Raw genomic sequence first — 22,235 nt, forward strand, 5'->3', positions numbered from 1 at the left:
ATTCTCACCGATGGCCCCGTTCCTGAAGGCTGGGCCGTCCTCGCGCAAAATGGCGCCATGCAACTCAATTTCATTGGCAATTCGAACGTTCTGTCTGCCTCGGGCAAGACCCTGCCGGTGCTCGATCCCTCCGACGGCCAGGTCTTCGACGAACTGCAGTGCAGCAACGCCGAGGACATCGACGCCGCGGTGCGCGCGGCCCGCGACTGCTTCGACAACACCTGGCACAAGGTGAGTGCCGCCGAGCGCGGCCGGCTCATGATGAAGCTGGCCAACAAGATCGCCGAGCACACCGACGAGCTGGCCCTGCTGGAACAGCGCGACTGCGGCAAGCCGGTGAAGCAGGCCCGCGCCGACGCGCTGGCCCTGGTGCGCTACTTCGAGTTCTATGCCGGCGCCTGCGACAAGCTGCACGGCGAGACCATTCCCTACCAGGACGGCTACAGCGTCTTCACCTGGCGCGAGCCGCACGGCGTCACCGGCCACGTCATTCCCTGGAACTACCCGATGCAGATCTTCGGGCGCAGCGTGGGCGGCGCCCTGGCCGCGGGCAATGCCTGCGTGGTCAAGCCGGCGGAAGACGCCTGCCTGTCGCTGATCCGCGTGGCGCAGCTGGCGGCCGAGGCCGGCTTTCCGCCCGGCGCCATCAACATCGTGACCGGCTACGGCCACGAGGTGGGCGACGCGCTGGCGCGCCACCCCGGCATCGACCACATCAGCTTCACCGGCAGCCCGCGCGTGGGCACGCTGATCCAGCAGGTGGCGGCCGAGCGCCATGTTCCGGTCACGCTGGAGCTGGGCGGCAAGAGCCCGCAGATCGTCTTCGCCGACGCCGACCTCGATGCGGCCATCCCGGTGCTGATCAACGCCATCGTGCAGAACGCCGGCCAGACCTGCTCGGCCGGCTCGCGCGTGCTGATCGAGCGCGGCATCTACGAACCGCTGCTGGACCGCCTGGGCAAGGCCTTCTCGGCCCTGCGCGTCGGCCCGGCCGCCATGGACCTGGACGTGGGCCCGCTGATCCGCCAGTCGCAGCAGCAGCGCGTGTGGGATTTCCTCAGCGACGCCCATGCGGCCAACATCCCGATGGTGGCCCAGGGCGTGGTCGTGGACGAGGCACCTGACTCGGGTTTCTACCAGGCGCCCACCCTGCTGCGCGACGTGCCCGTGGCGCACCGCCTGGCCCAGGAAGAGGTCTTCGGCCCGGTGCTGGCCGCCATGCAGTTCGCCGACGAGGACGAGGCCGTCGCCCTGGCCAATGCCACGCAGTTCGGCCTGGTGGCTGGCGTGTGGACCGAGAACGGCGCTCGCCAGTTCCGCATGGCCAAGCGCCTGCGCAGCGGCCAGGTCTTCATCAACAACTACGGCGCCGGCGGCGGCGTGGAACTGCCTTTCGGCGGTGTGAAGTCCTCCGGCTACGGCCGCGAGAAGGGCTTCGAGGCGCTTTACGGCTTCACCACCTTGAAAACGGTGGCGGTGAAGCACAACTGAGCGGAATTGACCACGGTCAGTGCGCTCTTCCCACGCATGCACTAAAACTGTCCTGACATGCCGCAAGCCGTCATCCCCATCGCCGACCTCGGCCGCGCCCGCCGCGCGGCCGTGCCGACACAGGCCGTGCCCACCAGCGGCTTGCTGCTCGACCAACTGGGGCGGCCGCTGACGGACCTGCGCATCAGCGTCACCGACCGCTGCAATTTCCGCTGCAGCTACTGCATGCCCAAGGAAGTCTTCGACAAGGACTACCCCTACCTGCCGCACAGCTCGCTGCTGAGCTTCGAGGAGATCACGCGGCTGGCGCGTATCTTCGCGGCCCACGGCGTGCACAAGATCCGGCTCACCGGCGGCGAGCCGCTGCTGCGCAAGAACATCGAGCTCCTGATCGAGCAGTTGGCGCAACTGCGCACGCCCGACGGCAAGTCGCTGGACCTGACGCTGACCACCAACGGCTCGCTGCTGGCGCGCAAGGCGCAGGCCTTGAAGGACGCCGGCCTGCAGCGCGTCACCGTCAGCCTGGACGGGCTGGACGACACGGTCTTCCGCAGCATGAACGACGTCGACTTCCCGGTGGCCCAGGTGCTGGCCGGCATGGACGCCGCGCACGCGGCCGGCCTGGGGCCGATCAAGGTCAACATGGTGGTCAAGCGCGGCACCAACGAGAACGAGATCCTGCCGATGGCGCGGCGCTTCCGCGGCACCGGCATCGTGCTGCGCTTCATCGAGTACATGGACGTGGGCGCCACCAACGGCTGGCGCATGGACGAGGTGCTGCCCTCGGCTGAGGTGGTGCGCCGCATCGCCAAGGAATTCCCGTTGGTGCCGCTGGAAGCCACCGCGCCGGGCGAGACCGCGCAGCGCTGGGGCTACGCGGGCGCCGATGGCGGGCACGACCCCGCCCTGGGCGAGGTCGGCGTGATCAGCAGCGTGACCCAGGCCTTCTGCCACGACTGCACGCGCGCGCGGCTGTCGACCGAAGGCAAGCTCTACCTGTGCCTGTTCGCCAGCGGCGGCCACGACCTGCGCCCGCTGCTGCGCGAGGAACAGGCCAGCGACGAGGACATCGCTTCGGCCATCGGCCACATCTGGCAGGGCCGCGCCGACCGCTATTCGGAACTGCGCAGCCAGCTCGCGCCCGACGACAGCGGCGCACCGGGCGCACGACGCGTCGAGATGAGCTACATCGGCGGATGACCCCACAGCGAACGCTTCGCGAGGGCCGATGGGCCCGCGCGTCCTGCTAAAACACGAGGCATGCAAATCACAGCAGACGACATCACCGGCCTGGTGCTGGCCGGCGGGCGCGGAACGCGCATGGGCGGCGTGGACAAGGGCCTGCAGAACTTCAACGGCACGCCGCTGGCCCTGAACGCGCTGCTGCGCCTGGCGCCGCAGGTGGGCCACACCATGATCAACGCCAACCGCAACCTCGCGGCCTACGAATCCTTCGGCACGCCTGTCTGGCCCGATGGCCTGGCCGACTATGCCGGCCCGCTCGCAGGCTTCCTGGTGGGGCTGGAGAACTGCGAGACGCCCTGGCTGCTCACCGTGCCCTGCGACACGCCCCTGTTCCCCACCGACCTGGCCGCGCGACTGGCCGAGGCCGTGTCTCGCGAGGACGCCGACATCGCCATGGCGAGCGGCGCCGAGCCTTCGCGCGACGGCAGCGTGCAGATGCGCACCCAGCCGGTGTTCTGCCTGCTGCGCGCCGACCTGCTGGAAAGCCTGGTGCGCTTCACCCAGGGCGGCGGCCGCAAGATCGACGCCTGGACGGCCACGCACAAGACGGTGGAAGTGCCCTTCGACCGCGAAGGCGACGCGTCCCAGGCCTTCTTCAACGCCAACACGCTGGCCGAGCTGCGCGCACTCGAGCAGCAGCGCCCCGGCACCTGACGCATGACCCGCATCGAAGAAATCGCCGCGCAGCTGGCCGGCTACGACCCCAAGGCGCTGGGCGTGGACGGCGTGCAGTCCTTCCTGGCAAAGATGGTGCAGCCGGCCATCATCACGCAGCGCGAGGAAGCCGCCCTGTTCGACGCGCTGGACCGCGTGCTGGCCGAGGACATCGTCTCGCCCTTCAACGTGCCGCCGCACGACAACTCGGCCATGGATGGCTTCGCCCTGGATGGCGCCGTGCTGGATGCAGCCGGGCCCGATCAGGAGATCGAGCTGCGCGTGATCGCCACCGCATTCGCGGGCGCGGCCTGGCGCGGCACGGTGGGCGCTGGCGAGTCGGTCAAGATCATGACCGGCGCGGTGATGCCCGAGGGCCTCGACACCGTGATCCCGCAGGAGTTCTGCACCGTCGAAGGCGACACCGTACGCTTTCCCGCCAAGGCGCTACGGCGCGGCGACAACCGCCGCCGGGCCGGCGAGGACCTGCGCCAGGGCGAGCCGGCCCTGCGCCGCGGCGACCGCTTCACGCCCGCGGCGCTGGGCATGGCCGGAAGCCTGGGCCTGCCGCGCGTGCCGGTGCTGCGGCGCCTGCGCGTGGCCTACTTTTCCACCGGCGACGAGATCCTCAGCGTGGGCGAATCGCCGCGCGAAGGCGCCGTATTCGACAGCAACCGCTACACCGTCTTCGGCCTGCTGCGGCGCCTCGGCTGCGAGGTCATCGACCTCGGCCTGGTGCGCGACGATCCGGCCACGCTGGAAGCCACGCTGCAGCGTGCCGCCAACGAGGCGGACGCCATCATCACCAGCGGCGGCGTGAGCGTGGGCGAAGCCGACCACACGCGCGCCGTGATGAAGCGCCTGGGCGACATGGCCTTCTGGCGCGTGGCGATGCGGCCGGGCCGGCCCATGGCAGTCGGCCTCATTCCCAGGCAGGACAAGGCCAGCCAACCGGCCGTGCTCTTCGGCCTGCCGGGCAATCCGGTGGCGGTGATGGTCACCTTCCTGGCCTTCGTGCGCCCCGCCCTGCTTCGCATGATGGGCTGCAACGAAACGGCCGGCGCACCCGCGCCGCTGCTGCGTGCGCGCAGCACCATGGCCATCCGCAAGAAGCCGGGCCGCACCGAGTACCAGCGCGGCTGGGTCACCCAGGTGCCGGGCGGGCTGCCCGAGGTGCGCATCGCCGGCAACCAGGGCTCGGGCGTGCTCAGTTCCATGGTCGAGGCCAACGGCCTGGTGGTGCTGCACCACGGCCAGGGCAACGTCGCGCCCGGCGAGGAAGTGGACGTGATGATGTTCGAGGGCGCCATCTAGGCGCCCTCGCTCTCTCGACGGCCCCGCTCAGCGTGCGCGCGGCGGGCGCTTTTCCAGCAGCGGCTGCGACACGCCCTGCACCCCCACCAGGCCCAGCACCGTCACCAGCGAGTTCTGCGCGCCCTTCCAGCCGTCGGTGACGTCGATCCATTCGGTCAGCGCGTGGAAGCCGCCGGTCTTGCCGCCGCCACCGATGATGATGGCCGGCACGCCCAGCGACATGGGCAAGTTGGCGTCCGTGCTGGCGCCGGTCAGCACCGTCTTCTGGCCGAAGGCGGTGTTGGAGCGCACGGCCGCCTCGACGATCACCGAGTCCGCCGCGGTCATGCCGCCCGGCCGGTCGCCGATCAGCTTGTTGCTCACGCTGAGGGTGTTGACGTTCCAGCGCTTGTTCTCTTCGACCACCGCCTGGTCGACGGCGGCGAGCACCTTCTTCTCGGTCTCCAAGAGCGGCGCCATCTGGTTGGAGCGGATGTCCACCGCCATGCGCGCATCCGGCGCGATGGTGTTGACCGAGGTGCCGCCCGCCACCGTACCCACGGTGAAGGTGGTCTTGGGGTCGCTGGGCGTCTGGATGTCGGCGATCTTGGCAATGGCGCGGCCCATGCCGTGGATGGCACTGGGCACTTCGCCGAAGGCGCCGAAGCTGTGGCCGCCGGGGCCCTTGAAGTTGAACTCGTAGCGATGGCTGCCCGTGCCCAGGATGAGCACGCCGCCATCGGCCACCGGCTCCAGGCCCACCATGCCGTCGATGTCGCGGTGCTCGGCGAAGAGGTGCTTCATGCCGCGCAGGTTGCCCAGTTCCTCCTCGCCCACGTTGCCGACGAAGACCAGGTCGCCCACGGTCTTCACCTGGTTGTCGTTGAGCACCTTCAGCCACGAAAGCAGCACCGAGAGGCCGCGCGTGTCGTCCGAAATGCCGGGCGCATACAGCTTGCCGTCGCGCTCCTTCACCTTCACGTCGGTGCCGGCGGGGAACACCGTGTCCAGGTGCGCGGAGATGACCAGCTTGGGGCCGCTGCCGCTGCCCTTGCGCACGCCCACCACGTTGCCTTCGGTGTCGATCCTGGCGTCGGCGAGGCCGAGCGCCTTCATGCGGGCCAGGAAGGCTTCGGCGCGCTTCTGCTCCTTGAAGGGCGGCGCCTCGATCTCGGTGAGCATCTTCAGGTCTTCGACGGAGCGCTCGTGGTCGGCCTTCACCGCTTCCAGCAGCTTCTGCACCTGCGGCGCGGCCATCAGCTGCGTGTAGGCCTGCTCGACCGCCGGCCGCACCTGCGAGGGCGTGGGCGCGACTGCGTTGAGGGTCTGGGCCGATGTCACCGCGCTGGCAAGCAGCGCAACGGTGGCCAGGGAGACAGCCGCCAGCGGGCGGCCCATGGGCTTGCAAATCATCTTGTGTTCCTCCTTGATCGAACTTTGTGTTGGCACCTGACCATGGCACAGGCAGGCCATGGCCGGAAGGCCTTTCTTCTTTTCAGGGCCGCAAACGGACCCGGGTGTTGTTCAGATGCGGCCCAGCGCCTTGTCCACGCCCTTGTTGGCGAGCATGTCGGCGCGCTCGTTGCCCGGGTTGCCCGAGTGGCCCTTGACCCAGCGCCACTCGATCTGGTGGCCACCCTTGCTGACCAGTTCGTCCAGGCGCTTCCACAGCTCGACGTTCTTCACCGGCTGCTTGGTGGAGGTGATCCAGCCCTTGGCCTTCCAGCCGCGGATCCATTCGGTGATGCCCTGGCGCACATACTGGCTGTCCAGGTACAGCACCACCTTGCACGGCCGCTTGAGCGCGGCCAGGCCCTCGATCACCGCGGTCAGCTCCATGCGGTTGTTGGTGGTGTTGAGTTCGCCGCCGAACAATTCCTTCTCGGCGGCGCCGGCCTTGAGCCATGCGCCCCATCCGCCCGGGCCCGGGTTTCCCTTGCAGGCGCCGTCGGTGTAGATCTGCACTTCCGTCAATTGATTTTTCCGTGTGTGTCTAGCGGCGTCTGCTTGGCGCCTGTGGGCCATGGTCTCGCGCGAACGGCGCTACGCCGTTTCCAAATCACGCCGTCGACCAGATAGTGATGAAAGTTCAAGGTGAAGTGCGCAATGAGCACGGTTGGAAGGCCAAGCCAGAGCAACTGGCTACCCATCCAATCGAGTATCTGGAACAGCGCAGCGCCTACCAGCAGGCAAACGCCGCCATACCTGACCGCGTTCCTCCGCAAATCGGTGAACTTGGCCCCGGCACTTGCATTGCCCTCGTCTTGCTGCACGCGCCGAATGTTCTGCACCCAGACAAAGAGAAGGTACTGAGCGTTGTGCCAGATGTTGAGCACCAGCCACCCCAGCGTGATGTCAGCGATCCACACGTAGGCTGCAAGGGAGACACAGACATGTGAGGCCACGAAAGTGTCGTGCCGCCAATCTAATGTCCCCGTCATGGCGGCGCGGAATCGTCGCTGCAACCACCACGCACCGCAGGCGATCGTCACAAGTCCCACCGCATCGACGAAGCCCGTGGAGACGACAGGAAGTCCAATCGGGTAGCCCAGGAACTCCCGAGGCGCCTGCGCACAACGTGCGAGCACTCCCCACGCAGGCACCATGTAAATCAGCGCATCCGCCGACCCGTCCGTTGCGAAGGGCGTCCCGCTTGCACGCCTGTAAGACCTTGCGATGCCGAAGGACTGACGAGTCACGTGATAGCACTGCGCGATGAAATAGAGAGTGAACAGTCCGGCCACTTCGTAAGCCAAGGCGACGAGCACCACTCCGGCGAGCACGAGCGCAGGCAGGCCAAAGATGAGGAATCGATGCCGCCTGACATCGGCAGCGCTAGAGGTGATTCGCGTGAATGTGGCCACCACATGCGGATTGGCAAAGAGCCATATGTCGACCAGAACCACCACCAGAAGCGCAGTCGAGGAAACTGACGCCAATGCTCCCAGGCTCAGGGCCAACACCAGCGTGCCGAAAATCAGAACGCCGTCGAAAGCCGGATGGTGGGGCAGGAGACCCGCGCTTTCATCCTTCGTCCGAGGGAAGCCCTTCATGTCACGACAGGCGAAGGAATCGGAGGCCGTGGCGACCCGAGAGGCGCCGGCTTCGGCGGAGTGACGAACGTGCTTCTGGGACGCAAGTATCGCTCGGTGGCGACCTTGAGTTTCTCAAAGGCAAGTGCCCGCGCAGCGCTGAAGCGCGATTCGAGCGTCAACCGACTCTGCATGCCTGACAGGCCCACCGGCGGCAGCGACTGGTGGGGATCGTAGAGCTCCATCATCTCGCAGGGATTGCATAGGCCATCGGAGTCCAGTTGACCGGCGAGACCCACCTTGTACTCAACACCTCGGGGCTGCTGTGGATCGATGGGAAACGAAAACTTCAAACTGGCAAAGGCAGGCCGAGAACCGTCCTTTCCCTCTTCCAGGAAGACAAACCCGGCGTCGCGATAGGAGTCCACGACGATGGCCCTGAAATCGGCCGAGCCCAAGCCGACAACGGAGTTGCCATAGCGATTCACTTCTCCTTGCCACTGGTTCTTGTAGTTGAAACCGGCTTCCTGTTCCATGAATCGCCGCCCATCGACTCGGATCTTGGCATACGCGAGATCGATCGCCGGAAACAAGCGACTGCTCAGCTCGTATTGGTCCATCCAGGAAAGCACACTGAGAGAAGCGAAATCCTGCAAGGTTGTGTATCGCAAAAAACAGCTTGCGCACTTCTTGCCTTTGTCGAGATTTTCATCGACCCGCAAGATCAGCGGGACCTTCCTGATGCCCGTGCTCATCGGGATTGCATAGGAAAACTCGTATTGAGCCTGCTCGTCGTTCGCGCGCCGGATACCGGTCAGCGAAAACTGCGACGCCTCAAACGCCCCAACGACCAGCGCCCTGAAATTCTGGACGGGGATATTTTGATAGGCTGCTACCGGCAGCGAGGTCGCGTTAGGAGCCGGGTGCAAGCGGATTTGACCGAACGCGTTCCCGGTCAGCACCAAGCCCGACACAAGGAACAGTGCGATGACTTTCAGTAGTTTCAACAGCATTCCTCCCTTTCCAATTTCTTCTGTGCGCCTTGCCGTTGCTGGCTTCGGTTGGCCACCGCCACCGGCGCGGCGGCAATAGCCGGCTTGCGCTTCCAATCGGCCTGCAGCAGGGTCATGCCGCGCACCCGCTTCACAGCCACGATGAAATACACCGCGCCGAAGATGGGCCACCAGCGCTCGCCGGCCTTGTCGAGCCAGCGGAAGCGCTCCAGCCACGACTGGCTGCGCACCGCGGGCCGGTACAGGCCGAAGGTGCCCGATTCCACCTCGAAGTCGAGCAGCCGCAGCCAGTCCCGCATGCGCCAGTAGCCGATGAATTCGCCCGCATCGGGCAGGAACAGCTCGCCGAAGCCCAGCCGCTGGTAAAGGCGGGCGCGCCGCTGGCGCATGCCCCACAGGCTGGTCGGGTTCAATCCGCAGATCACCACGCGGCCGTCGGGCACCAGCACCCGCTCCACTTCGCGCAGCGTCGCGTGCGGGTCGGGGCTCAACTCCAGCGCGTGCGGCAGCACCACCAGGTCCAGGCTGTTGGCCGGAAAAGGCAGCGCCGTGAAGTCGGTGAGCAGCGCCGAGGGCCGCAGCACCGAAGGCCGCTCGGTGGCCAGCCAACGCCGCGGCATGCGGTTGCTGCGCAGGGCGTCCACCTCGGCCAGGCCCAGCTGCAGCGCGTGGTAGCCGAACACGTCCGCCACCACCTGGTCGAATTGGGCTTGCTCCCATCCGAGCAGATAGCGTCCCGGTGGGGTCTCGAACCAATCCTGCAAACCTATAATTTGACCGCTCATGACCCTCGTTCCGCTGCCCGCTTTTGCCGACAACTACATCTGGATGCTGCACGATGGGGTCGGCGCGATCGTGGTGGACCCCGGCGACGCCAGGCCGGTGACCGAAGCACTGGCCCGCGACAATCTGAAGCTGGCCGCGATTCTAGTCACCCACCACCACGCCGATCATGTCGGCGGCGTCGACGAACTTCGCAACGCCACCGGCGCCCCTGTCTTCGGCCCGGCGGGCGAGACCATTCCGGAACCTTACCAGCCGCTGGCCGAGGGTGACAGCACGCAAGTGCTGGGCCTGACCTTCCAGGTGCTGGACGTGCCCGGTCACACGGCCGGCCACATCGCCTATTTCCTGCCGGCCCATGCAGCATGGGACGGCACTCCCTTGCTCTTTTGCGGCGACACGCTGTTCTCCGGTGGCTGCGGGCGTCTCTTCGAAGGCACGCCGCGCCAGATGCTGGCTTCGCTCGACGCGCTGGCCGCGCTGCCGGCCGACACGCGCGTATGCTGCGCCCATGAGTACACACTTGGAAACCTGCGCTTCGCCAAGGCGGTGGAACCCGGCAACGCCGAGTTGACTCAGTACCTGGCGCAGTGCCAGTCACTGCGCGACCGGGGCACGCCGACCCTGCCATCGCGCATGGACACCGAGCGTTCCATCAATCCCTTCTTGCGCAGCCGCGAGGCATCCGTGCGCCAGGCGATCCAGGCCCATGCGGGACTGGACCCCCAGGCCGCCGACGCCGAAGTCTTCGCCGCGCTGCGCCAATGGAAAAACGAATTTCGATGAAGTTTCTGATCGCTGCCGGCCTGGCCTTCTCGCTCCTCCTGGCGGGTTGCGCCACCCCCGGCTCCGCCCCGCCCGCCGGCACCACCGAGGCGGCCGCCGGCCCCGCCCTCGTTCCTTCCGGCCCGCTCCAGCCCATCCTTCCCGCCGCCAGCCAGCCCGGCTCGCGCAGCGTGGCCCTGATGGCGCCCCCGGCCGACATGTGGGACCGCATCCGCCGCGGCTTCGCCATGCCCAACCTGGACAGCGACCTGGTGCGCACCCAGGAGCAGTGGTATGCCACGCGCCCCGACTACATCCAGCGCATGACCGAGCGCTCCAGCAAGTACATCTTCCACATCGTCGAGGAGCTGGAGCGGCGCAACATGCCCACCGAGCTGGCGCTGCTGCCCTACATCGAGAGCGCCTTCAACCCGCAGGCCGTCTCCAGCGCGCGCGCGGCCGGCATGTGGCAGTTCATGCCCGCCACCGGCACGGACTACGACCTCAAGCAGAACCTGTTCCGCGACGATCGCCGCGACGTCATCGCCTCCACCCGCGCCGCGCTCGACTACCTGCAGCGCCTGTACGGCATGTTCGGCGACTGGCAGCTGGCCCTGGCCGCCTACAACTGGGGCGAGGGCAACGTGGGCCGCGCCATCCAGCGCAACCAGCGCGCCGGCCTTCCCACCGGCTACACCGACCTGAACATGCCGGCCGAAACGCGCAACTACGTGCCCAAGCTGCAGGCGGTGAAGAACATCGTGGCCAACCCGGACCGCTACGGCGCCGACCTGCCCTACATCGCCAACCACCCCTACTTCCAGACGGTGGCCCTCAAGCGCGACATCGACGTCACGCTCGCGGCCAAGATGGCGGACGTGCGCATCGAGGACTTCCGCGCGCTCAACCCGGCGGCGCACAAGCCCATCCTGCTGGCCAGCACCACCACCGACCTCCTGCTGCCCTGGGACAACGCGGCGGTGTTCGAGCGCAACTTCACCGCCTACACGGAAGGCCAGTACGCCAGCTGGACCACCTGGACCGTGCCCGGCACCATCACCGTGGCCGATGCCGCGCAGCGCACGGGCATGAGCGAAGCCGATCTGCGCAGCATCAACAACATCCCGCCGCGCATGCTCATCAAGAGCGGCTCCACGCTGATCGTGCCGCGCTCGGCGCGCGAGCAGGAAGACGTGGCCGCGGTGGTGGCCGAGAACGGCACGCTGAGCTTCCAGCCCGAGATCGTCACCCGCCGCACCACCGTGACGGCCGGCCGCTCCGACAGCGTGTCCAGCATCGCGCGCCGATACAAGCTCAGCCCCGCCAGCGTGGCCGACTGGAACTCTGTGGCCGCCAACCACGTGTTCAAGCGTGGCATCGCGGTGGTGGTGTACCTGCCGGTGCGGGCCAATGCCGGGGCCAAGGTCGGCAGCGGCAGCGGTGGCAGCAGCAAGGCAAAGGCCACCAGCCAGCGTGCGCCGGCCGTCAAGAGCGCGGCAAGCGCCAAGCCGGCCATCTCCAAGACGGCGCGGGGCGGCACGCCCTCGAAGAAGAAGCGCTGAGGACGGGAAAGCAGCGGCCATGGACAAGCATCGAATCTTCGCGATGCCCTTTGCCAAGGTCTATCCGCTGTACATCCAGAAGGCGCAGCGCAAGGGCCGCACGAAGGAAGAAGTCGACCAGGTCATCCGCTGGCTGACGGGCTATGACGAGGCCGGACTGGCACGGCAGGTCGAACTGCAGAGCGACTTCGAAAGCTTCTTCGCACAGGCCCCGGCCCTGCATCCGAATGCGACTCAGATCAAGGGCGTCGTCTGCGGCATTCGTGTCGAGGAGATCGAAGACCCGCTGATGCGCCGGATCCGCTGGCTGGACAAGCTCGTCGACGAGCTCGCCAAGGGCAAGCCGATGGACAAGATCCTGCGCAGCTAGCCAGGACCTTTTCTACCGCGGACTTCAGTGCGCCGAATGGCGCAGATGCCGCCGCCGCCACACCGACTCCAGCACGGCCACGGCCACCATGACCGCGGTGGTCGCCGTGCCCAGCGCGAAGATGCTCAAGTGCGGTGCCGCGAACACCAGCAACGCCAGCACCACGAGCCCGCCCACGTGCGACTGCGGCAGGAAGCCGAACACCACCCGCTTGAAGAGCGCGTTGCCGAAGAGGTAGAGGGCCGGACCGCCCAGCAGCGCACCGACCTGCGCCCACTGGGCATGGTGGCCGCCTTCGGCGATCACCAGTTCGTCCGCCACTGCCGAGACGATGATGCCGGCCAGCAGGATCACGTGCGTGTAGTGGAAGCGCGCGCCGATGCGCCCCGGGTCGTGGGAGTGCTCGATGACGTGCGCGGCCTCCTTGCTGCTGGTGTCGAAGTACATCCACCACATGGCGATGCTGCCGACGAAGCCCACCAGGAAGGCCGCGAGTTCCGCAAGATGCCAGGCATGGTGATGGCCGAAGGCCACCCCGCTGGCCAGCACCGACTCGCCCAGCGCCACGATCACGAAGAGCTGGCAGCGTTCGGCCAGGTGGCCGCCGTCGATGGTCCACTCGGCCGTGCTGGAACGGCCGAGGCCTGGAAACGGCAGCCCGAACATGGGCGACACGTACTCCGCCAGCACCGCGATGAACCACAGCGCCAGGCGCCATTCGCCGTGGGCGAAGGCACCGCCGATCCAGAACACCGCAGCCACGCAGTTCCAGGCCAGCAGGCGCCTGAAGTTCGGCATCAGCGGGCTGCCCCGGCCCACCGCCAGCAGCATGCCGGCGGTGCGCCCGACCTGGATGACGGCGAAGCACAGCGCGAACACCAGGCCGCGCTCGCCGAAGGCCTCGGGCAGCGCCGAGGCCATCACCAGCGCCAGCAGCATGATCGAGAACAACGCGCCGCGCATGGGCAGCGCGCCTGGGTCGAACCAGTTGGTGGTCCAGGCGGTGTATTGCCAGCCCAGCCACACGGCAAACCACATCACCAGGGTCTGCAGCGCACCCAGCAGCGTGAGGTGGTCGAGCAGGTAGTGCGAGAGCTGGGTGACCGCGAAGACGTAGACCAGGTCGAAGAACAACTCTTCGTTCGAGACCCGTGCCGCGGAATCGCGCGAGCGAAGGAATGCGTGGCGTGCAGTGGCCATGGTGCGCCCTCCTCCGGCGCGGAATTTTCTTTGTTCTTCAGAGCTTCTCGGTCTCTCCCGCCTGCGGCTGCCAGGTCATGAGCCGCCGTTCGATGAGACCCACCACGCCATCGAGCACCAGCGCGAAGGCGGTGAGCACGATGATGCCAGCAAAGACCGTGTTGACGTCGAAGGTGCCCTCGGCCTGCAGGATCAGGTAGCCCACGCCGCGCGCCGAGCCCAGGTACTCGCCCACCACCGCGCCCACGAAGGCCAGGCCCACCGAGGTGTGCAGGCTGGAGAACACCCAGCTGGTGGCGCTGGGCAGATACACCGTGCGCAGCAACTGGCGCTGGTTAGCGCCCAGCATCTTCGCGTTGGCCAGCACCGTGGGGCTCACCTCGCGCACGCCCTGGTAGACGTTGAAGAAGACGATGAAGAACACCAGCGTGACGGCCAGGGCCACCTTGCTCCAGATGCCCAGGCCGAACCACAGGCCGAAGATGGGCGCGAGGATCACGCGCGGCATCGAGTTGGCAGCCTTGATGTAGGGGTCCAGGATCAGGCCGGCCGCGGGCGACAGCGCCAGCCACAGCCCGCAGGCCAGTCCCAGCACCGTGCCGATGGCGAAGGCCAGCACCGTCTCCAGCAGCGTGGTGCCCAGGTGCAGGTAGATATCGGCATTGCCCGCCAGGCCATCGGGAAAGAGCAGGTTGGGTGCCACGCTCAGCGGCACGAACCAGCTCCAGATGCGGCCCAGCACCCCGATGGGCTGGCCGAAGAAGAAGGCGATCTTGTCGCTGCGCGCGGCCAGGTGCCACAGCACCAGCAGCAGCACCAGCAGTGCGATCTGCCATGGGCGCGCATTGCGTTCGTTGGGTCGAAGGCTCATCTCAGGCCGCCTTCCTCAACTGCTGTTCGTAGCCCTTGAGAACCTCGTCGCGCAGCACGCCCCAGATCTGCGTATGCAGCTCCACGAAGCGCGGATGGGTCCGCACCTCGGCCACGTCGCGCGGTCGCGCCAGGTCGATGGTGAACTCGCCGATGGGACGCGTGGCCGGGCCGGCCGAGAGCACCACCACGCGGTCGCTCATGGCGATGGCCTCGTCCAGGTCGTGCGTGATGAAGAGCACGGCCTTGCGCTTGGCGGCCCACAGGGCGAGCACCTCGTTCTCCATCAGCTGCCGCGTCTGGATGTCCAGCGCGCTGAAGGGCTCGTCCATGAGGATGATGTCCGGGTCCAGCGCCAGCGTCTGCGCCAGCGCGGTTCGCTTGCGCATGCCGCCCGAGAGCTGGTGCGGATAGCGGTCGCCGAAGCCCGACAGGCCCACGCGGGACAGCCACTGCTGCGCTTCCTGCCTCGCATCCGTCTTGCTCATGCCGCGGTACTGCAGGCCCACCGCCACGTTGTCCAGCGCGCTGCGCCAAGGCATGAGCGCCTCGGTCTGGAACATGTAGCCGGCGCGCGAGTTGATTCCTGAGAGTTGCTGGCCGAACACCTTCACCATGCCCGACGAGGGCGCCAACAGGCCGGCGCCCACGTTCAGCAGCGTCGACTTGCCGCAGCCCGTGGGCCCGACCACCGACACGAACTCGCCCTCGCGCACGCGCAGCGTGGTGTCGGCCACCGCGGTGTAGCGCTGGGAGTGGTCGTCCTTGGACCGGAAGGTGCACTGGATGTCTAGCAGTTCGAGCGCGTAGTCGGACATGTCAGTTATCGCGGAGGTTCAGAAACGAAAACGCCCGGCACAGGGGCCGGGCGGTGTGCAGTTGCCATTGCATCAGGCCTTGAAGCGCTCCTTGGCGCGGGAGGCGAAGTCGTTGGTGTAGGTGCGGCCCAGTTCGATCTTGTCGGCCTTGATGGTGTTGTCGAAGCTGGCCAGCGCCGTGAGCGCGGTCTTGGGGCCGGCGGCCGGCATCACGCCGTCGATGGCGATGGCCTCGCGGATCTTGTCGAAGGAAGCCAGGTACAGCGCCCGGTCGCCCAGCAGGTAGGTCTCGGGCACGGTCTTGATGATGTCGCCGGGCCCGGCCGTCTGCAGCCACTTGAGACCATGCACGATCGCATTGGCCAGCGCCTGGCAGGTGTTGGGGTTCTTCTGCATGAAGTCGGCCGAGGTGTAGAGGCAAGCCGCCGGCATGGGCCCGCCGAACACCTCCTGCGTGCCCTTGAGGGTGCGCGTGTCGCTGATGATCTTCACGTCGCCCTTCTGCTCCAGCATGGTCATCACCGGGTCGGTGTTGCTGATGGCGTCGATCTGGCCCGAGCGCAGCGCCGTGAGCGCGCCGGCGGCCACGCCCACGCCGACGTAGCTCACGTCGGCAGGCTTGATGTTCGCGCGCGAGAGCACCAGGTTGGCCACCATGTTGGTCGAGGAGCCCGGCGCGGAAACGCCGATCTTCTTGCCCTTGAGGTCGGCCAGCGTGGAGTAGCTGGCCATGTTCTTGGTGGACACGCCCATCGCGATCTGCGGCGCACGCCCCTGCAGCACGATGGACTGCAGGAACTGGTTCTTGGCCTGCAGGTTGATGGTGTGCTCGTAGGCGCCGGAACACACGTCGGCCGAACCGCCGACCAGGGCCTGCAGCGCACGCGCGCCGCCGGCGAAGTCGGAGATCTCCACGTCCAGGCCTTCGGCTTTGAAATAGCCCAGCTGCTCGGAGATCGTCAGCGGCAGGTAGTAGAACGCGGCCTTGCCGCCTACCGAGATGGCGACCTTGGTTTTCTCGAGCTTGGGTTGGGCGTAGAGCGCCGGGACTGCGATGGAAGCTGCCGCGGCGGCAGAGGCAGAAACGAAGCTGCGGCGATTGAGCATGCGACAGGAGCCAGAGGCCGTGACTGTTGAGGGCCGACCCAGCTTAGGTGGCGCTCTATGTCACGGCATCAGGAACATCCCGTGCGGGTTTTTACGTAAGCACGAAGACCACGTTTTCAAAGGCTCAGGCGCCGATGAAGAGGATGGCGATGTTCACCAGAAATGCGAGCGCCCAGACAGCGCTGCGCAGGCTGCCTCGCCCCGCCACGTACATGCCGACGTAGACCACGCGCAGCAGCACATAGGCCAGTGCGAAGAGGTCCACGCGCGCCTGGTTGTAGCCGAGCTGGTGCGCGATGAGCACGGCGCCGATGAAGAAGGCCAGCCCCTCGAAGCCGTTGGCCTGCGCGGCCAGGGCGCGGGCCCGCCATCCGCTCTGGCGCGTGGCCCATTCGCGCGGCTGCTGGTTGTCGCGCGGGCCGAAGCCGCCCGCCTTGCCGATGTAGGCGCTGAGGTAGGGCAAGAGCGCCGCCGCCAGCACGCACCAGTAGGCCAGAGTCAGTCTGGAGAAATCCACGTCAGTCTCCTTGTTCCTGCAACGACGAAGGCGCCTTCAGCGCCGGTCCACCAGGGCGTGGGCGATGGTGCCCAGGTCCACGTATTCCAGCTCGCTGCCGGCGGGCACGCCGCGCGCCAGGCGCGTGACCGTGAGGCCGCGCTGCCTCAGCGCTTCGCCGATGACGTGCGCCGTGGCTTCGCCCTCGGCGGTGAAGTTGGTGGCCAGGATGACCTCGCTCACCTGCCCGTCGAGCGCACGCTCGAAAAGCCGCGCCAGCCCGATCTCGTTGGGCCCGATGCCGTCCAGCGGGCTGAGCTTGCCCATGAGGACGAAGTAGTAGCCGCGGAAGGCCCCGGTGCGCTCGAGCGCCGCCTGGTCGGCCGGCGTCTCGACCACGCACAGCTTGGTTGCGTCGCGGCGGGGATCGAGGCAGACATTGCACACCGGCGCCTCGGTGAAGGTGTTGCAGCGCTCGCAGTGGCGTACGTTGAGCGAGGCCTGCTGCAGGGCGCGCGAGAGCAGCTGCGCGCCGTCGCGGTCATGCTGCAGCAGGTGGAAAGCCATGCGCGAGGCCGACTTGACGCCCACCCCCGGGAGGCGGCGCAGCGCCTCGACCAGGGCATCTAGCGAACCGGAATCGGCCATTCAGTGCGCGGGCCTTCTCTCAGAAGGGCAGCTTCATGCCGGCCGGCAGGCCGGGCATGCCGGCGGTGATCTTGCCCATCTTCTGCTCGCTGGTCTCCTCGGCCTTGCGCACCGCGGCGTTGAAGGCAGCGGCCACCAGGTCTTCCAGCATGTCCTTGTCGTCGGCCAGCAGGCTGGGGTCGATGCTCACGCGCTTGACGTCGTGCTTGCAGGTCATCACCACCTTGACCAGGCCGGCGCCGGATTCGCCCTCGACCTCGATGTTGGCCAGTTCTTCCTGGGCCTTCTTGAGGTTGTCCTGCATGGCCTGCGCCTGCTTCATGAGGCCGGCGAGTTGTCCCTTGTTGAACATGATCTGAGTCCTGAAGTTGAATGGATGAAAGAAAAAGGAGGAATGCCCGCGCGGCTCAGACGGGCCGCAGGCTGCCAGGCACGATGCGCGCATCGAAGTCGCGCATCATCGCCTGCACCAGCGGATCGCCGTGGATCGCCTCTTCCGCCGCCCGCTGGCGCGCCTCGGCGGCCAGCTTGTTGCGGCGGGCCGGGCTGTCGCCCACCGCGCCGATCTCGATCGCGATTTTGACGGAATGGCCGATGGCCGACAGCGCATTGGCCAATTTATCGCGGCTGCCCGACTGCCCCAGCGATTCGCGCTCGACCCGCAGGAGCCACTGGTCCTCGTCGCGCCCCACCAGTTGCGACTGCAGCGCCAGCTCGCGGGTCAGCGCGCCGATGAGTTCCTGCGACACCATGCTGGAGACCGTGGCATACCAGAAATCGCCCTCCTCGCTCGGCTCGATGGGCGCGGAGGCCGCGGCCTGCGGGATGTCGCGCATGCCGGCCGTGCCCTGCACGCGCAGCGGCATGGCCTGCACCCTGGCGGTTGCGTTGGTGTCGGAGGCGGCCGACGGGCGCGCCTGCGGCGCGTCGAGCACGCGCAAGCGCTGGCCCGGGGGTGGCGGCGCCTCGTCCAGGTCGGCCGCCATGTGCGCCGGCGGCTCCTCGACCGGCTCGCGCACCGGCTCGGGCGTCGGGTCTGGCTCCTGCACCGGAAGCTCCGGCTCGCGCGGTGGCGGCACGGGTGAAGGTGCGGGTGCGGGCGGCGGCGGGACCGCTGCCTCGGAATTCAGGCGCCGGACGGCCGGCGCAGCCTCATTCAGAGTTTTTTTTTCCGCGGTGCCCGTGGGCTTGAAGGCCAGCGGCCGCAGCAGCACCATGGTGAGCGCCGCGTATTCGTCGGGCGCCAGCCCCAGTTCGCCGCGGCCGTGCAGGCAAAGGCTGTAGAGCAGTTGCGTCTCTTCGGGCGCCATCCCGGCCGCGAGGCGCGCCATCTCGGCGGCTTCGGCGTCCGCCGGGTCCAGGGCGGCAGCGCGGCCGGGCACGGCCTGCAGCACGGCCATGGACTGCAGCACGGACGTCATCTCTTCCAGCGTGGAAGCGGCCGACAGTCCGTCGCGCCGCAGCCCTTCGGAGATCTCGACCACGGTCTTGCCGTCGCCCTGCGCCAGCGCGTCGATCAGGCGGAACACATGGCCGCGATCCACACTGCCCAGCATCTGGCGCACGCCGGTTTCGGTCAGCTCGCCGTTGCCGTAGGCGATGGCCTGGTCGGTGAGCGAGAGCGCGTCGCGCATCGAGCCGCGCGCCGCACGCGCCAGCAGGCGCAGCGAGGACGTCTCGGCCGGCACGCCTTCGCCGGACAGCACGTGGGTCAGGTGCTCCAGGATGGTCTCGGGCGCCATCGGCCGCAGGTTGAACTGCAGGCAGCGCGAGAGCACCGTGACGGGCACTTTCTGCGGATCGGTGGTGGCCAGCACGAACTTGAGGTATTCGGGCGGCTCTTCCAGCGTCTTGAGCATCGCGTTGAACGCGGTGTTGGTGAGCATGTGCACTTCGTCGATCATGAAGACCTTGAAGCGGCCCTGCACCGGCTTGTAGACGGCTTGCTCGAGCAGTTGCTGCACCTCGTCCACACCGCGGTTGGAGGCGGCGTCGAGCTCGGTGTAGTCGACGAAGCGGCCCGAATCGATGTCGCGGCAGGCCTGGCAGACGCCGCAGGGCGTGGCGGTGATGCCGCCGTTGCCGTCGGGGCCCTGGCAGTTGAGCGACTTGGCCAGGATGCGCGAGACCGTGGTCTTGCCCACGCCCCGGGTGCCGGTGAACAGGTAGGCATGGTGCAGGCGCTGGGTGCCCAGGGCATTGGCCAGCGCCTGGACCACGTGCTCCTGCCCGACCATCTCGTTGAAGTTCTTCGGACGGTGTTTGCGGGCGAGCACGAGATAGGCCATCGGCGCATTTTAGGCGGCGCGCCTATCCCTTTTTCCGGACCGGCGTAGACCGTTCTTCAGATGAAGGGCCAGACCTGCTCGCCTAGCATGGTTCGTAGACCACGGAGGAGGTTGACCATGGCTGCAGCCCCGCGCAAGCGCTCCCGCACTCCCGCCGCAACAGCGGCCGCCGCCGGCACCGGCCCGCGCCGCTACTGCGCGCAGCCGGTGCAGATACCGCGGCAGTTGGACCCGAGCGTGCCCGCGGGGCGCGCCTCGGCCATCATCGCGGCCAGCAAGAAATGGGTGGTGGGCACCGAGCTGAGCTACTACTGCTACAAGAAGGGCGATGCGGTGCCCTCGGCCTGGTTCGGCAGCAACACCGACGTGGCCGAGGTCGACACGGCCTTCCAGGGCTGGGCGGCCCTGGGCATCGGCCTGAGCTTTCGCAAGGTGGCGCAGCCCGGAGACGCGATGGTGCGCATCGGCTTCGACCCGAGCGACGGCTCGTGGTCGTACGTGGGGCGCGACGTGCTCAACGTGAAGGACCCGTCGCAGCGCACCATGAACTTCGGCTGGGCGCTGAACACGCCCTACGGCCGCGACACCGCGCTGCACGAGATCGGCCACAGCCTGGGACTGGAGCACGAGCACCAGAATCCCAACGCCGGCATCACCTGGAATACGCAGGCGGTGCTCGACTATTTCAGCGGGCCGCCCAACAACTGGCAGCAATCGCAGATCGACTGGAACATCCTGCGCAAGATCCCGGTGGCAGAGGTCAAGGGCACCAACTGGGACCCGGACTCGGTGATGGAATACCAGTTCGAGGCCGGCCTGATCCAGGCCCCGCCCAACTACCAGGCCGGGCTGATGCCCAAGGGCGGCCTCTCGGCAGCGGACAAGTCCTGGGTGCAGGAGTCGTACCCCGGCATCAAGCCACCGCAGGTGAGCCAGTTGAAGGTGGGCCTGTCGCAACTGCTCAAGCTCAAGCAGGGCGAGACGCGCCTGTTCGAATTCGCACCCACGCGCACCCGCAGCTACAACATCGGCACCTTCGGCGTGTCGGACACGGTGCTGGTGCTGTTCGAAGTGGCCGCGGACGGCAGCCGCACGCAGGTGGCCGAAAGCGACGACAGCGGCAGCGACCTCAATGCCAAGGTCACGCTGCGGCTGCAGAAGGGCCGGCGCTACCAGGTTGGCGTGCGGCTGTACTACGCGGACGCGGCGGCGGAAACCTCGATCCAGGTCTGGTAATCCGGCCACCTCGGCCGACCCCTGCGGCACCTCGCCTACAATGGGGGCTGACGGGCCTCCCCGCATGGTGAAGCGGCCAACCGGGTCAGGTGGGGAACCAAGCAGCCCTAACTGCGTAGTCAGTGCCGGGGGTAAGGCTCGTCAACCTCTTCTCATCGTCCAGCGGTTCTCGCTGGGTGCATTCTCCGCGTCCAAGTTGTAAGCCCACGCCGGTCGAAATCGACCCGGCGCCGAGGGCGCGCGCGCCTTTGCCGCAAGGACTAGGGTCTCTCCCAAGGCCTTGTCCACTGGACAAGCCCTTGCGCGGGACGTGTAATGCAAAAGTTACAATAACTCCAAGAGTGACACCATGTCTTCTGCCGATGGAAGCGGCCGGGTCGCGGCTGCGTGGATCGAGCTCGAACGCGTCGCGGCCTCCAGCCTTTCCTACGAGGCCTACCTCCAGCGCTACGTGAGGGCCGGGCGGCCGGTGGTCATCACCGGCGTGGCACCCGAGTGGGCCGCAATGCGCAAATGGACGCCGCAGTACTTCAAGGAGCGCTTCGGGTCCAAGCCGGTGGCCGTCAGCTACACCGAGAGCATGCCCTTCGATGCCTTCATCGACGCAGTGGTCGGATCGAGCGACGCACGCCCTGGGCCATACATGTTCCGCAGCTTCCTGCACGAGATCCTGCCCGAGCTGCTGCCGGACGTCATCCCGCAGAACAAGTACGCATTTCCAGGCCGCCACGCGAGCCCCCTGATGCCCGAGAAGTGGCATCGGCCGGACGGCTACCTGAAGCTGCTCATCGGCGGCGTGGGCAGCAAGTTCCCGGTCATGCATTACGACGGCGAGAACTCGCATGCCTTCATCACGCAGATCTACGGCGAGAAGGAGTTCGTGGTCTTCGCGCCGGCCGACGGGGCCTATCTCTATCCGGGCGAGTTCGCCAATCAATCCGAGGTCGACAATCCGATCCAGCAGGACCGCGAGCGTTTTCCACTGCTGGAGAAGGCCACGCCCTACCGCGCGATGCTGGGTCCGGGCGACATGGTGTTCGTGCCGTGCAAGTGGTGGCACTCGGCCCGTGCCGCATCCACCTCGATCTCGGTGTGCACCAACATGCTGGACCGCTCGAACTGGGATGGCTTCGTGGCCGAGGTTTCGGGGTCCAGGCGCAAGACGCCGCTGCGATTGAGGCTGCACGCGGCAAATGCCGTCATGTCGGTATGCGAATGGCTGCAGGATCGCGCGCCCGGGGTCGCGAAGGCGCTGGTGCTGCCCAGGCTGATGTCGCCGACTTCTGCGGAGGCTGCACCTGAGCCTTCCGCACGCCAGCTGAACATTCGCATTCCCACGGCCTGATGTCGGTCGCCGCTTCCTC

22 protein-coding genes and 1 other RNA gene are annotated in these 22,235 nt (G+C 67.3%); 10 read left to right on the forward strand and 13 right to left on the reverse strand.

Annotation, left to right across the window (positions count from 1 at the left end; genetic code table 11):
* Positions 1-57: 57 nt before the first annotated feature.
* From BM345_RS23240 to glp, 4 genes are read left to right on the forward strand one after another with little or no spacing between them, the layout of a single operon-like run.
* Positions 58-1,491: an aldehyde dehydrogenase family protein gene (locus BM345_RS23240; protein WP_093384312.1), complete on the forward strand. Its 1,434-nt coding sequence runs from the start codon at positions 58-60 to the stop codon at positions 1,489-1,491.
* A 57-nt stretch (positions 1,492-1,548) separates the two neighbouring features.
* Positions 1,549-2,691, forward strand: a complete 1,143-nt coding sequence (gene moaA, locus BM345_RS23245) for a GTP 3',8-cyclase MoaA (protein WP_093384315.1) — start codon at positions 1,549-1,551, stop codon at positions 2,689-2,691.
* A 60-nt stretch (positions 2,692-2,751) separates the two neighbouring features.
* The gene (gene mobA / locus BM345_RS23250; protein WP_093384318.1) at positions 2,752-3,390 is read left to right on the forward strand and encodes a molybdenum cofactor guanylyltransferase MobA; all 639 of its coding nucleotides are present in this window, start codon (positions 2,752-2,754) and stop codon (positions 3,388-3,390) included.
* Positions 3,391-3,393: 3 nt separating this feature from the next.
* On the forward strand, positions 3,394-4,704 hold the full coding sequence (gene glp / locus BM345_RS23255; RefSeq protein ID WP_093384320.1) for a molybdopterin molybdotransferase MoeA: 1,311 nt from the start codon (positions 3,394-3,396) through the stop codon (positions 4,702-4,704).
* Positions 4,705-4,731: 27 nt separating this feature from the next.
* Here the strand turns inward: glp and BM345_RS23260 are convergent, their stop codons facing one another.
* From BM345_RS23260 to BM345_RS23280, 5 genes are all read right to left on the reverse strand, one after another.
* Positions 4,732-6,096 (reverse strand): M20/M25/M40 family metallo-hydrolase, encoded by a 1,365-nt coding sequence (locus BM345_RS23260; protein WP_254789942.1) that lies wholly within the window; start codon positions 6,094-6,096, stop codon positions 4,732-4,734.
* Between the two features lie 111 nt (positions 6,097-6,207).
* The gene (gene rnhA, locus BM345_RS23265; protein WP_093384323.1) at positions 6,208-6,657 is read right to left on the reverse strand and encodes a ribonuclease HI; all 450 of its coding nucleotides are present in this window, start codon (positions 6,655-6,657) and stop codon (positions 6,208-6,210) included.
* The gene (locus BM345_RS23270; protein ID WP_093384326.1) at positions 6,654-7,736 is read right to left on the reverse strand and encodes a hypothetical protein; all 1,083 of its coding nucleotides are present in this window, start codon (positions 7,734-7,736) and stop codon (positions 6,654-6,656) included. The genes rnhA and BM345_RS23270 overlap by 4 nt, the downstream gene beginning before the upstream one ends.
* Positions 7,733-8,728: a hypothetical protein gene (locus BM345_RS23275; protein WP_093384329.1), complete on the reverse strand. Its 996-nt coding sequence runs from the start codon at positions 8,726-8,728 to the stop codon at positions 7,733-7,735. The genes BM345_RS23270 and BM345_RS23275 overlap by 4 nt, the downstream gene beginning before the upstream one ends.
* A complete protein-coding gene (locus BM345_RS23280) occupies positions 8,719-9,513 on the reverse strand; it encodes a class I SAM-dependent methyltransferase (RefSeq protein WP_254789944.1) in 795 nt (264 codons plus the stop codon). Before BM345_RS23280 ends, BM345_RS23275 begins: the two co-directional genes overlap by 10 nt.
* Between BM345_RS23280 and gloB the strand changes: the two genes are divergently transcribed.
* From gloB to BM345_RS23295, 3 genes are read left to right on the forward strand one after another with little or no spacing between them, the layout of a single operon-like run.
* The gene (gene gloB / locus BM345_RS23285; protein ID WP_093384333.1) at positions 9,512-10,297 is read left to right on the forward strand and encodes a hydroxyacylglutathione hydrolase; all 786 of its coding nucleotides are present in this window, start codon (positions 9,512-9,514) and stop codon (positions 10,295-10,297) included. The genes BM345_RS23280 and gloB overlap by 2 nt on opposite strands.
* Entirely contained in the window at positions 10,294-11,838 is a 1,545-nt protein-coding gene (locus BM345_RS23290; RefSeq protein ID WP_093384335.1) for a transglycosylase SLT domain-containing protein, read from the forward strand. Before gloB ends, BM345_RS23290 begins: the two co-directional genes overlap by 4 nt.
* Before the next feature lie 19 nt (positions 11,839-11,857).
* Complete coding sequence (locus BM345_RS23295; RefSeq protein ID WP_093384337.1) at positions 11,858-12,208, forward strand: DUF2200 domain-containing protein; 351 nt, start codon at positions 11,858-11,860, stop codon at positions 12,206-12,208.
* 24 nt (positions 12,209-12,232) lie between these two features.
* On the opposite strand, the gene BM345_RS23300 is transcribed toward BM345_RS23295, so the two are convergent.
* The 8 genes from BM345_RS23300 to dnaX form a co-directional block, all read right to left on the reverse strand.
* Complete coding sequence (locus tag BM345_RS23300) at positions 12,233-13,408, reverse strand: low temperature requirement protein A (protein ID WP_093384340.1); 1,176 nt, start codon at positions 13,406-13,408, stop codon at positions 12,233-12,235.
* Between the two features lie 37 nt (positions 13,409-13,445).
* A complete protein-coding gene (locus BM345_RS23305) occupies positions 13,446-14,279 on the reverse strand; it encodes an ABC transporter permease (protein ID WP_093384342.1) in 834 nt (277 codons plus the stop codon).
* A gap of 1 nt (position 14,280) precedes the next feature.
* Positions 14,281-15,096 (reverse strand): ABC transporter ATP-binding protein, encoded by an 816-nt coding sequence (locus BM345_RS23310; protein ID WP_093384345.1) that lies wholly within the window; start codon positions 15,094-15,096, stop codon positions 14,281-14,283.
* A 72-nt stretch (positions 15,097-15,168) separates the two neighbouring features.
* On the reverse strand, positions 15,169-16,203 hold the full coding sequence (locus BM345_RS23315; RefSeq protein ID WP_093384347.1) for an ABC transporter substrate-binding protein: 1,035 nt from the start codon (positions 16,201-16,203) through the stop codon (positions 15,169-15,171).
* A gap of 124 nt (positions 16,204-16,327) precedes the next feature.
* On the reverse strand, positions 16,328-16,720 hold the full coding sequence (locus BM345_RS23320) for an MAPEG family protein (RefSeq protein ID WP_093384350.1): 393 nt from the start codon (positions 16,718-16,720) through the stop codon (positions 16,328-16,330).
* A 36-nt stretch (positions 16,721-16,756) separates the two neighbouring features.
* The gene (gene recR, locus BM345_RS23325; protein WP_093384353.1) at positions 16,757-17,347 is read right to left on the reverse strand and encodes a recombination mediator RecR; all 591 of its coding nucleotides are present in this window, start codon (positions 17,345-17,347) and stop codon (positions 16,757-16,759) included.
* Between the two features lie 19 nt (positions 17,348-17,366).
* Positions 17,367-17,699 carry a YbaB/EbfC family nucleoid-associated protein gene (locus tag BM345_RS23330; RefSeq protein ID WP_093384355.1) on the reverse strand — a complete coding sequence of 111 codons (333 nt, stop codon included), beginning with the start codon at positions 17,697-17,699 and terminating at the stop codon, positions 17,367-17,369.
* Positions 17,700-17,754: 55 nt separating this feature from the next.
* Positions 17,755-19,635 carry a DNA polymerase III subunit gamma/tau gene (dnaX, locus tag BM345_RS23335; protein WP_093384358.1) on the reverse strand — a complete coding sequence of 627 codons (1,881 nt, stop codon included), beginning with the start codon at positions 19,633-19,635 and terminating at the stop codon, positions 17,755-17,757.
* A 117-nt stretch (positions 19,636-19,752) separates the two neighbouring features.
* Between dnaX and BM345_RS23340 the strand changes: the two genes are divergently transcribed.
* The 3 genes from BM345_RS23340 to BM345_RS23350 all read left to right on the forward strand — a co-directional run bounded on the left by BM345_RS23340 (position 19,753) and on the right by BM345_RS23350 (position 22,216).
* Positions 19,753-20,871, forward strand: a complete 1,119-nt coding sequence (locus BM345_RS23340) for a zinc metalloprotease (protein WP_093384361.1) — start codon at positions 19,753-19,755, stop codon at positions 20,869-20,871.
* A 49-nt stretch (positions 20,872-20,920) separates the two neighbouring features.
* Positions 20,921-21,017, forward strand: an RNA gene (gene ffs, locus BM345_RS23345) — signal recognition particle sRNA small type.
* 203 nt (positions 21,018-21,220) lie between these two features.
* The gene (locus BM345_RS23350; protein WP_093384364.1) at positions 21,221-22,216 is read left to right on the forward strand and encodes a cupin-like domain-containing protein; all 996 of its coding nucleotides are present in this window, start codon (positions 21,221-21,223) and stop codon (positions 22,214-22,216) included.
* Positions 22,217-22,235: the final 19 nt, after the last annotated feature.

Source organism: Variovorax sp. OV329 (assembly GCF_900114785.1).
Taxonomy (GTDB): Bacteria; Pseudomonadota; Gammaproteobacteria; order Burkholderiales; family Burkholderiaceae_C; genus Variovorax.

What these genes read in the sequence shown, in the direction of transcription:
- BM345_RS23240 (WP_093384312.1), top strand. Translation starts at nt 58, where the DNA reads ATGCAACTCAATTTCATTGGCAATTCGAACGTTCTGTCTGCCTCGGGC.
- moaA (WP_093384315.1), top strand. Translation starts at nt 1,549, where the DNA reads ATGCCGCAAGCCGTCATCCCCATCGCCGACCTCGGCCGCGCCCGCCGC.
- mobA (WP_093384318.1), top strand. Translation starts at nt 2,752, where the DNA reads ATGCAAATCACAGCAGACGACATCACCGGCCTGGTGCTGGCCGGCGGG.
- glp (WP_093384320.1), top strand. Translation starts at nt 3,394, where the DNA reads ATGACCCGCATCGAAGAAATCGCCGCGCAGCTGGCCGGCTACGACCCC.
- BM345_RS23260 (WP_254789942.1), bottom strand. Translation starts at nt 6,096, where the DNA reads ATGATTTGCAAGCCCATGGGCCGCCCGCTGGCGGCTGTCTCCCTGGCC.
- BM345_RS23270 (WP_093384326.1), bottom strand. Translation starts at nt 7,736, where the DNA reads ATGAAGGGCTTCCCTCGGACGAAGGATGAAAGCGCGGGTCTCCTGCCC.
- BM345_RS23275 (WP_093384329.1), bottom strand. Translation starts at nt 8,728, where the DNA reads ATGCTGTTGAAACTACTGAAAGTCATCGCACTGTTCCTTGTGTCGGGC.
- gloB (WP_093384333.1), top strand. Translation starts at nt 9,512, where the DNA reads ATGACCCTCGTTCCGCTGCCCGCTTTTGCCGACAACTACATCTGGATG.
- BM345_RS23280 (WP_254789944.1), bottom strand. Translation starts at nt 9,513, where the DNA reads ATGAGCGGTCAAATTATAGGTTTGCAGGATTGGTTCGAGACCCCACCG.
- BM345_RS23290 (WP_093384335.1), top strand. Translation starts at nt 10,294, where the DNA reads ATGAAGTTTCTGATCGCTGCCGGCCTGGCCTTCTCGCTCCTCCTGGCG.
- BM345_RS23295 (WP_093384337.1), top strand. Translation starts at nt 11,858, where the DNA reads ATGGACAAGCATCGAATCTTCGCGATGCCCTTTGCCAAGGTCTATCCG.
- BM345_RS23300 (WP_093384340.1), bottom strand. Translation starts at nt 13,408, where the DNA reads ATGGCCACTGCACGCCACGCATTCCTTCGCTCGCGCGATTCCGCGGCA.
- BM345_RS23305 (WP_093384342.1), bottom strand. Translation starts at nt 14,279, where the DNA reads ATGAGCCTTCGACCCAACGAACGCAATGCGCGCCCATGGCAGATCGCA.
- BM345_RS23310 (WP_093384345.1), bottom strand. Translation starts at nt 15,096, where the DNA reads ATGTCCGACTACGCGCTCGAACTGCTAGACATCCAGTGCACCTTCCGG.
- BM345_RS23315 (WP_093384347.1), bottom strand. Translation starts at nt 16,203, where the DNA reads ATGCTCAATCGCCGCAGCTTCGTTTCTGCCTCTGCCGCCGCGGCAGCT.
- recR (WP_093384353.1), bottom strand. Translation starts at nt 17,347, where the DNA reads ATGGCCGATTCCGGTTCGCTAGATGCCCTGGTCGAGGCGCTGCGCCGC.
- BM345_RS23330 (WP_093384355.1), bottom strand. Translation starts at nt 17,699, where the DNA reads ATGTTCAACAAGGGACAACTCGCCGGCCTCATGAAGCAGGCGCAGGCC.
- dnaX (WP_093384358.1), bottom strand. Translation starts at nt 19,635, where the DNA reads ATGGCCTATCTCGTGCTCGCCCGCAAACACCGTCCGAAGAACTTCAAC.
- BM345_RS23340 (WP_093384361.1), top strand. Translation starts at nt 19,753, where the DNA reads ATGGCTGCAGCCCCGCGCAAGCGCTCCCGCACTCCCGCCGCAACAGCG.
- BM345_RS23350 (WP_093384364.1), top strand. Translation starts at nt 21,221, where the DNA reads ATGTCTTCTGCCGATGGAAGCGGCCGGGTCGCGGCTGCGTGGATCGAG.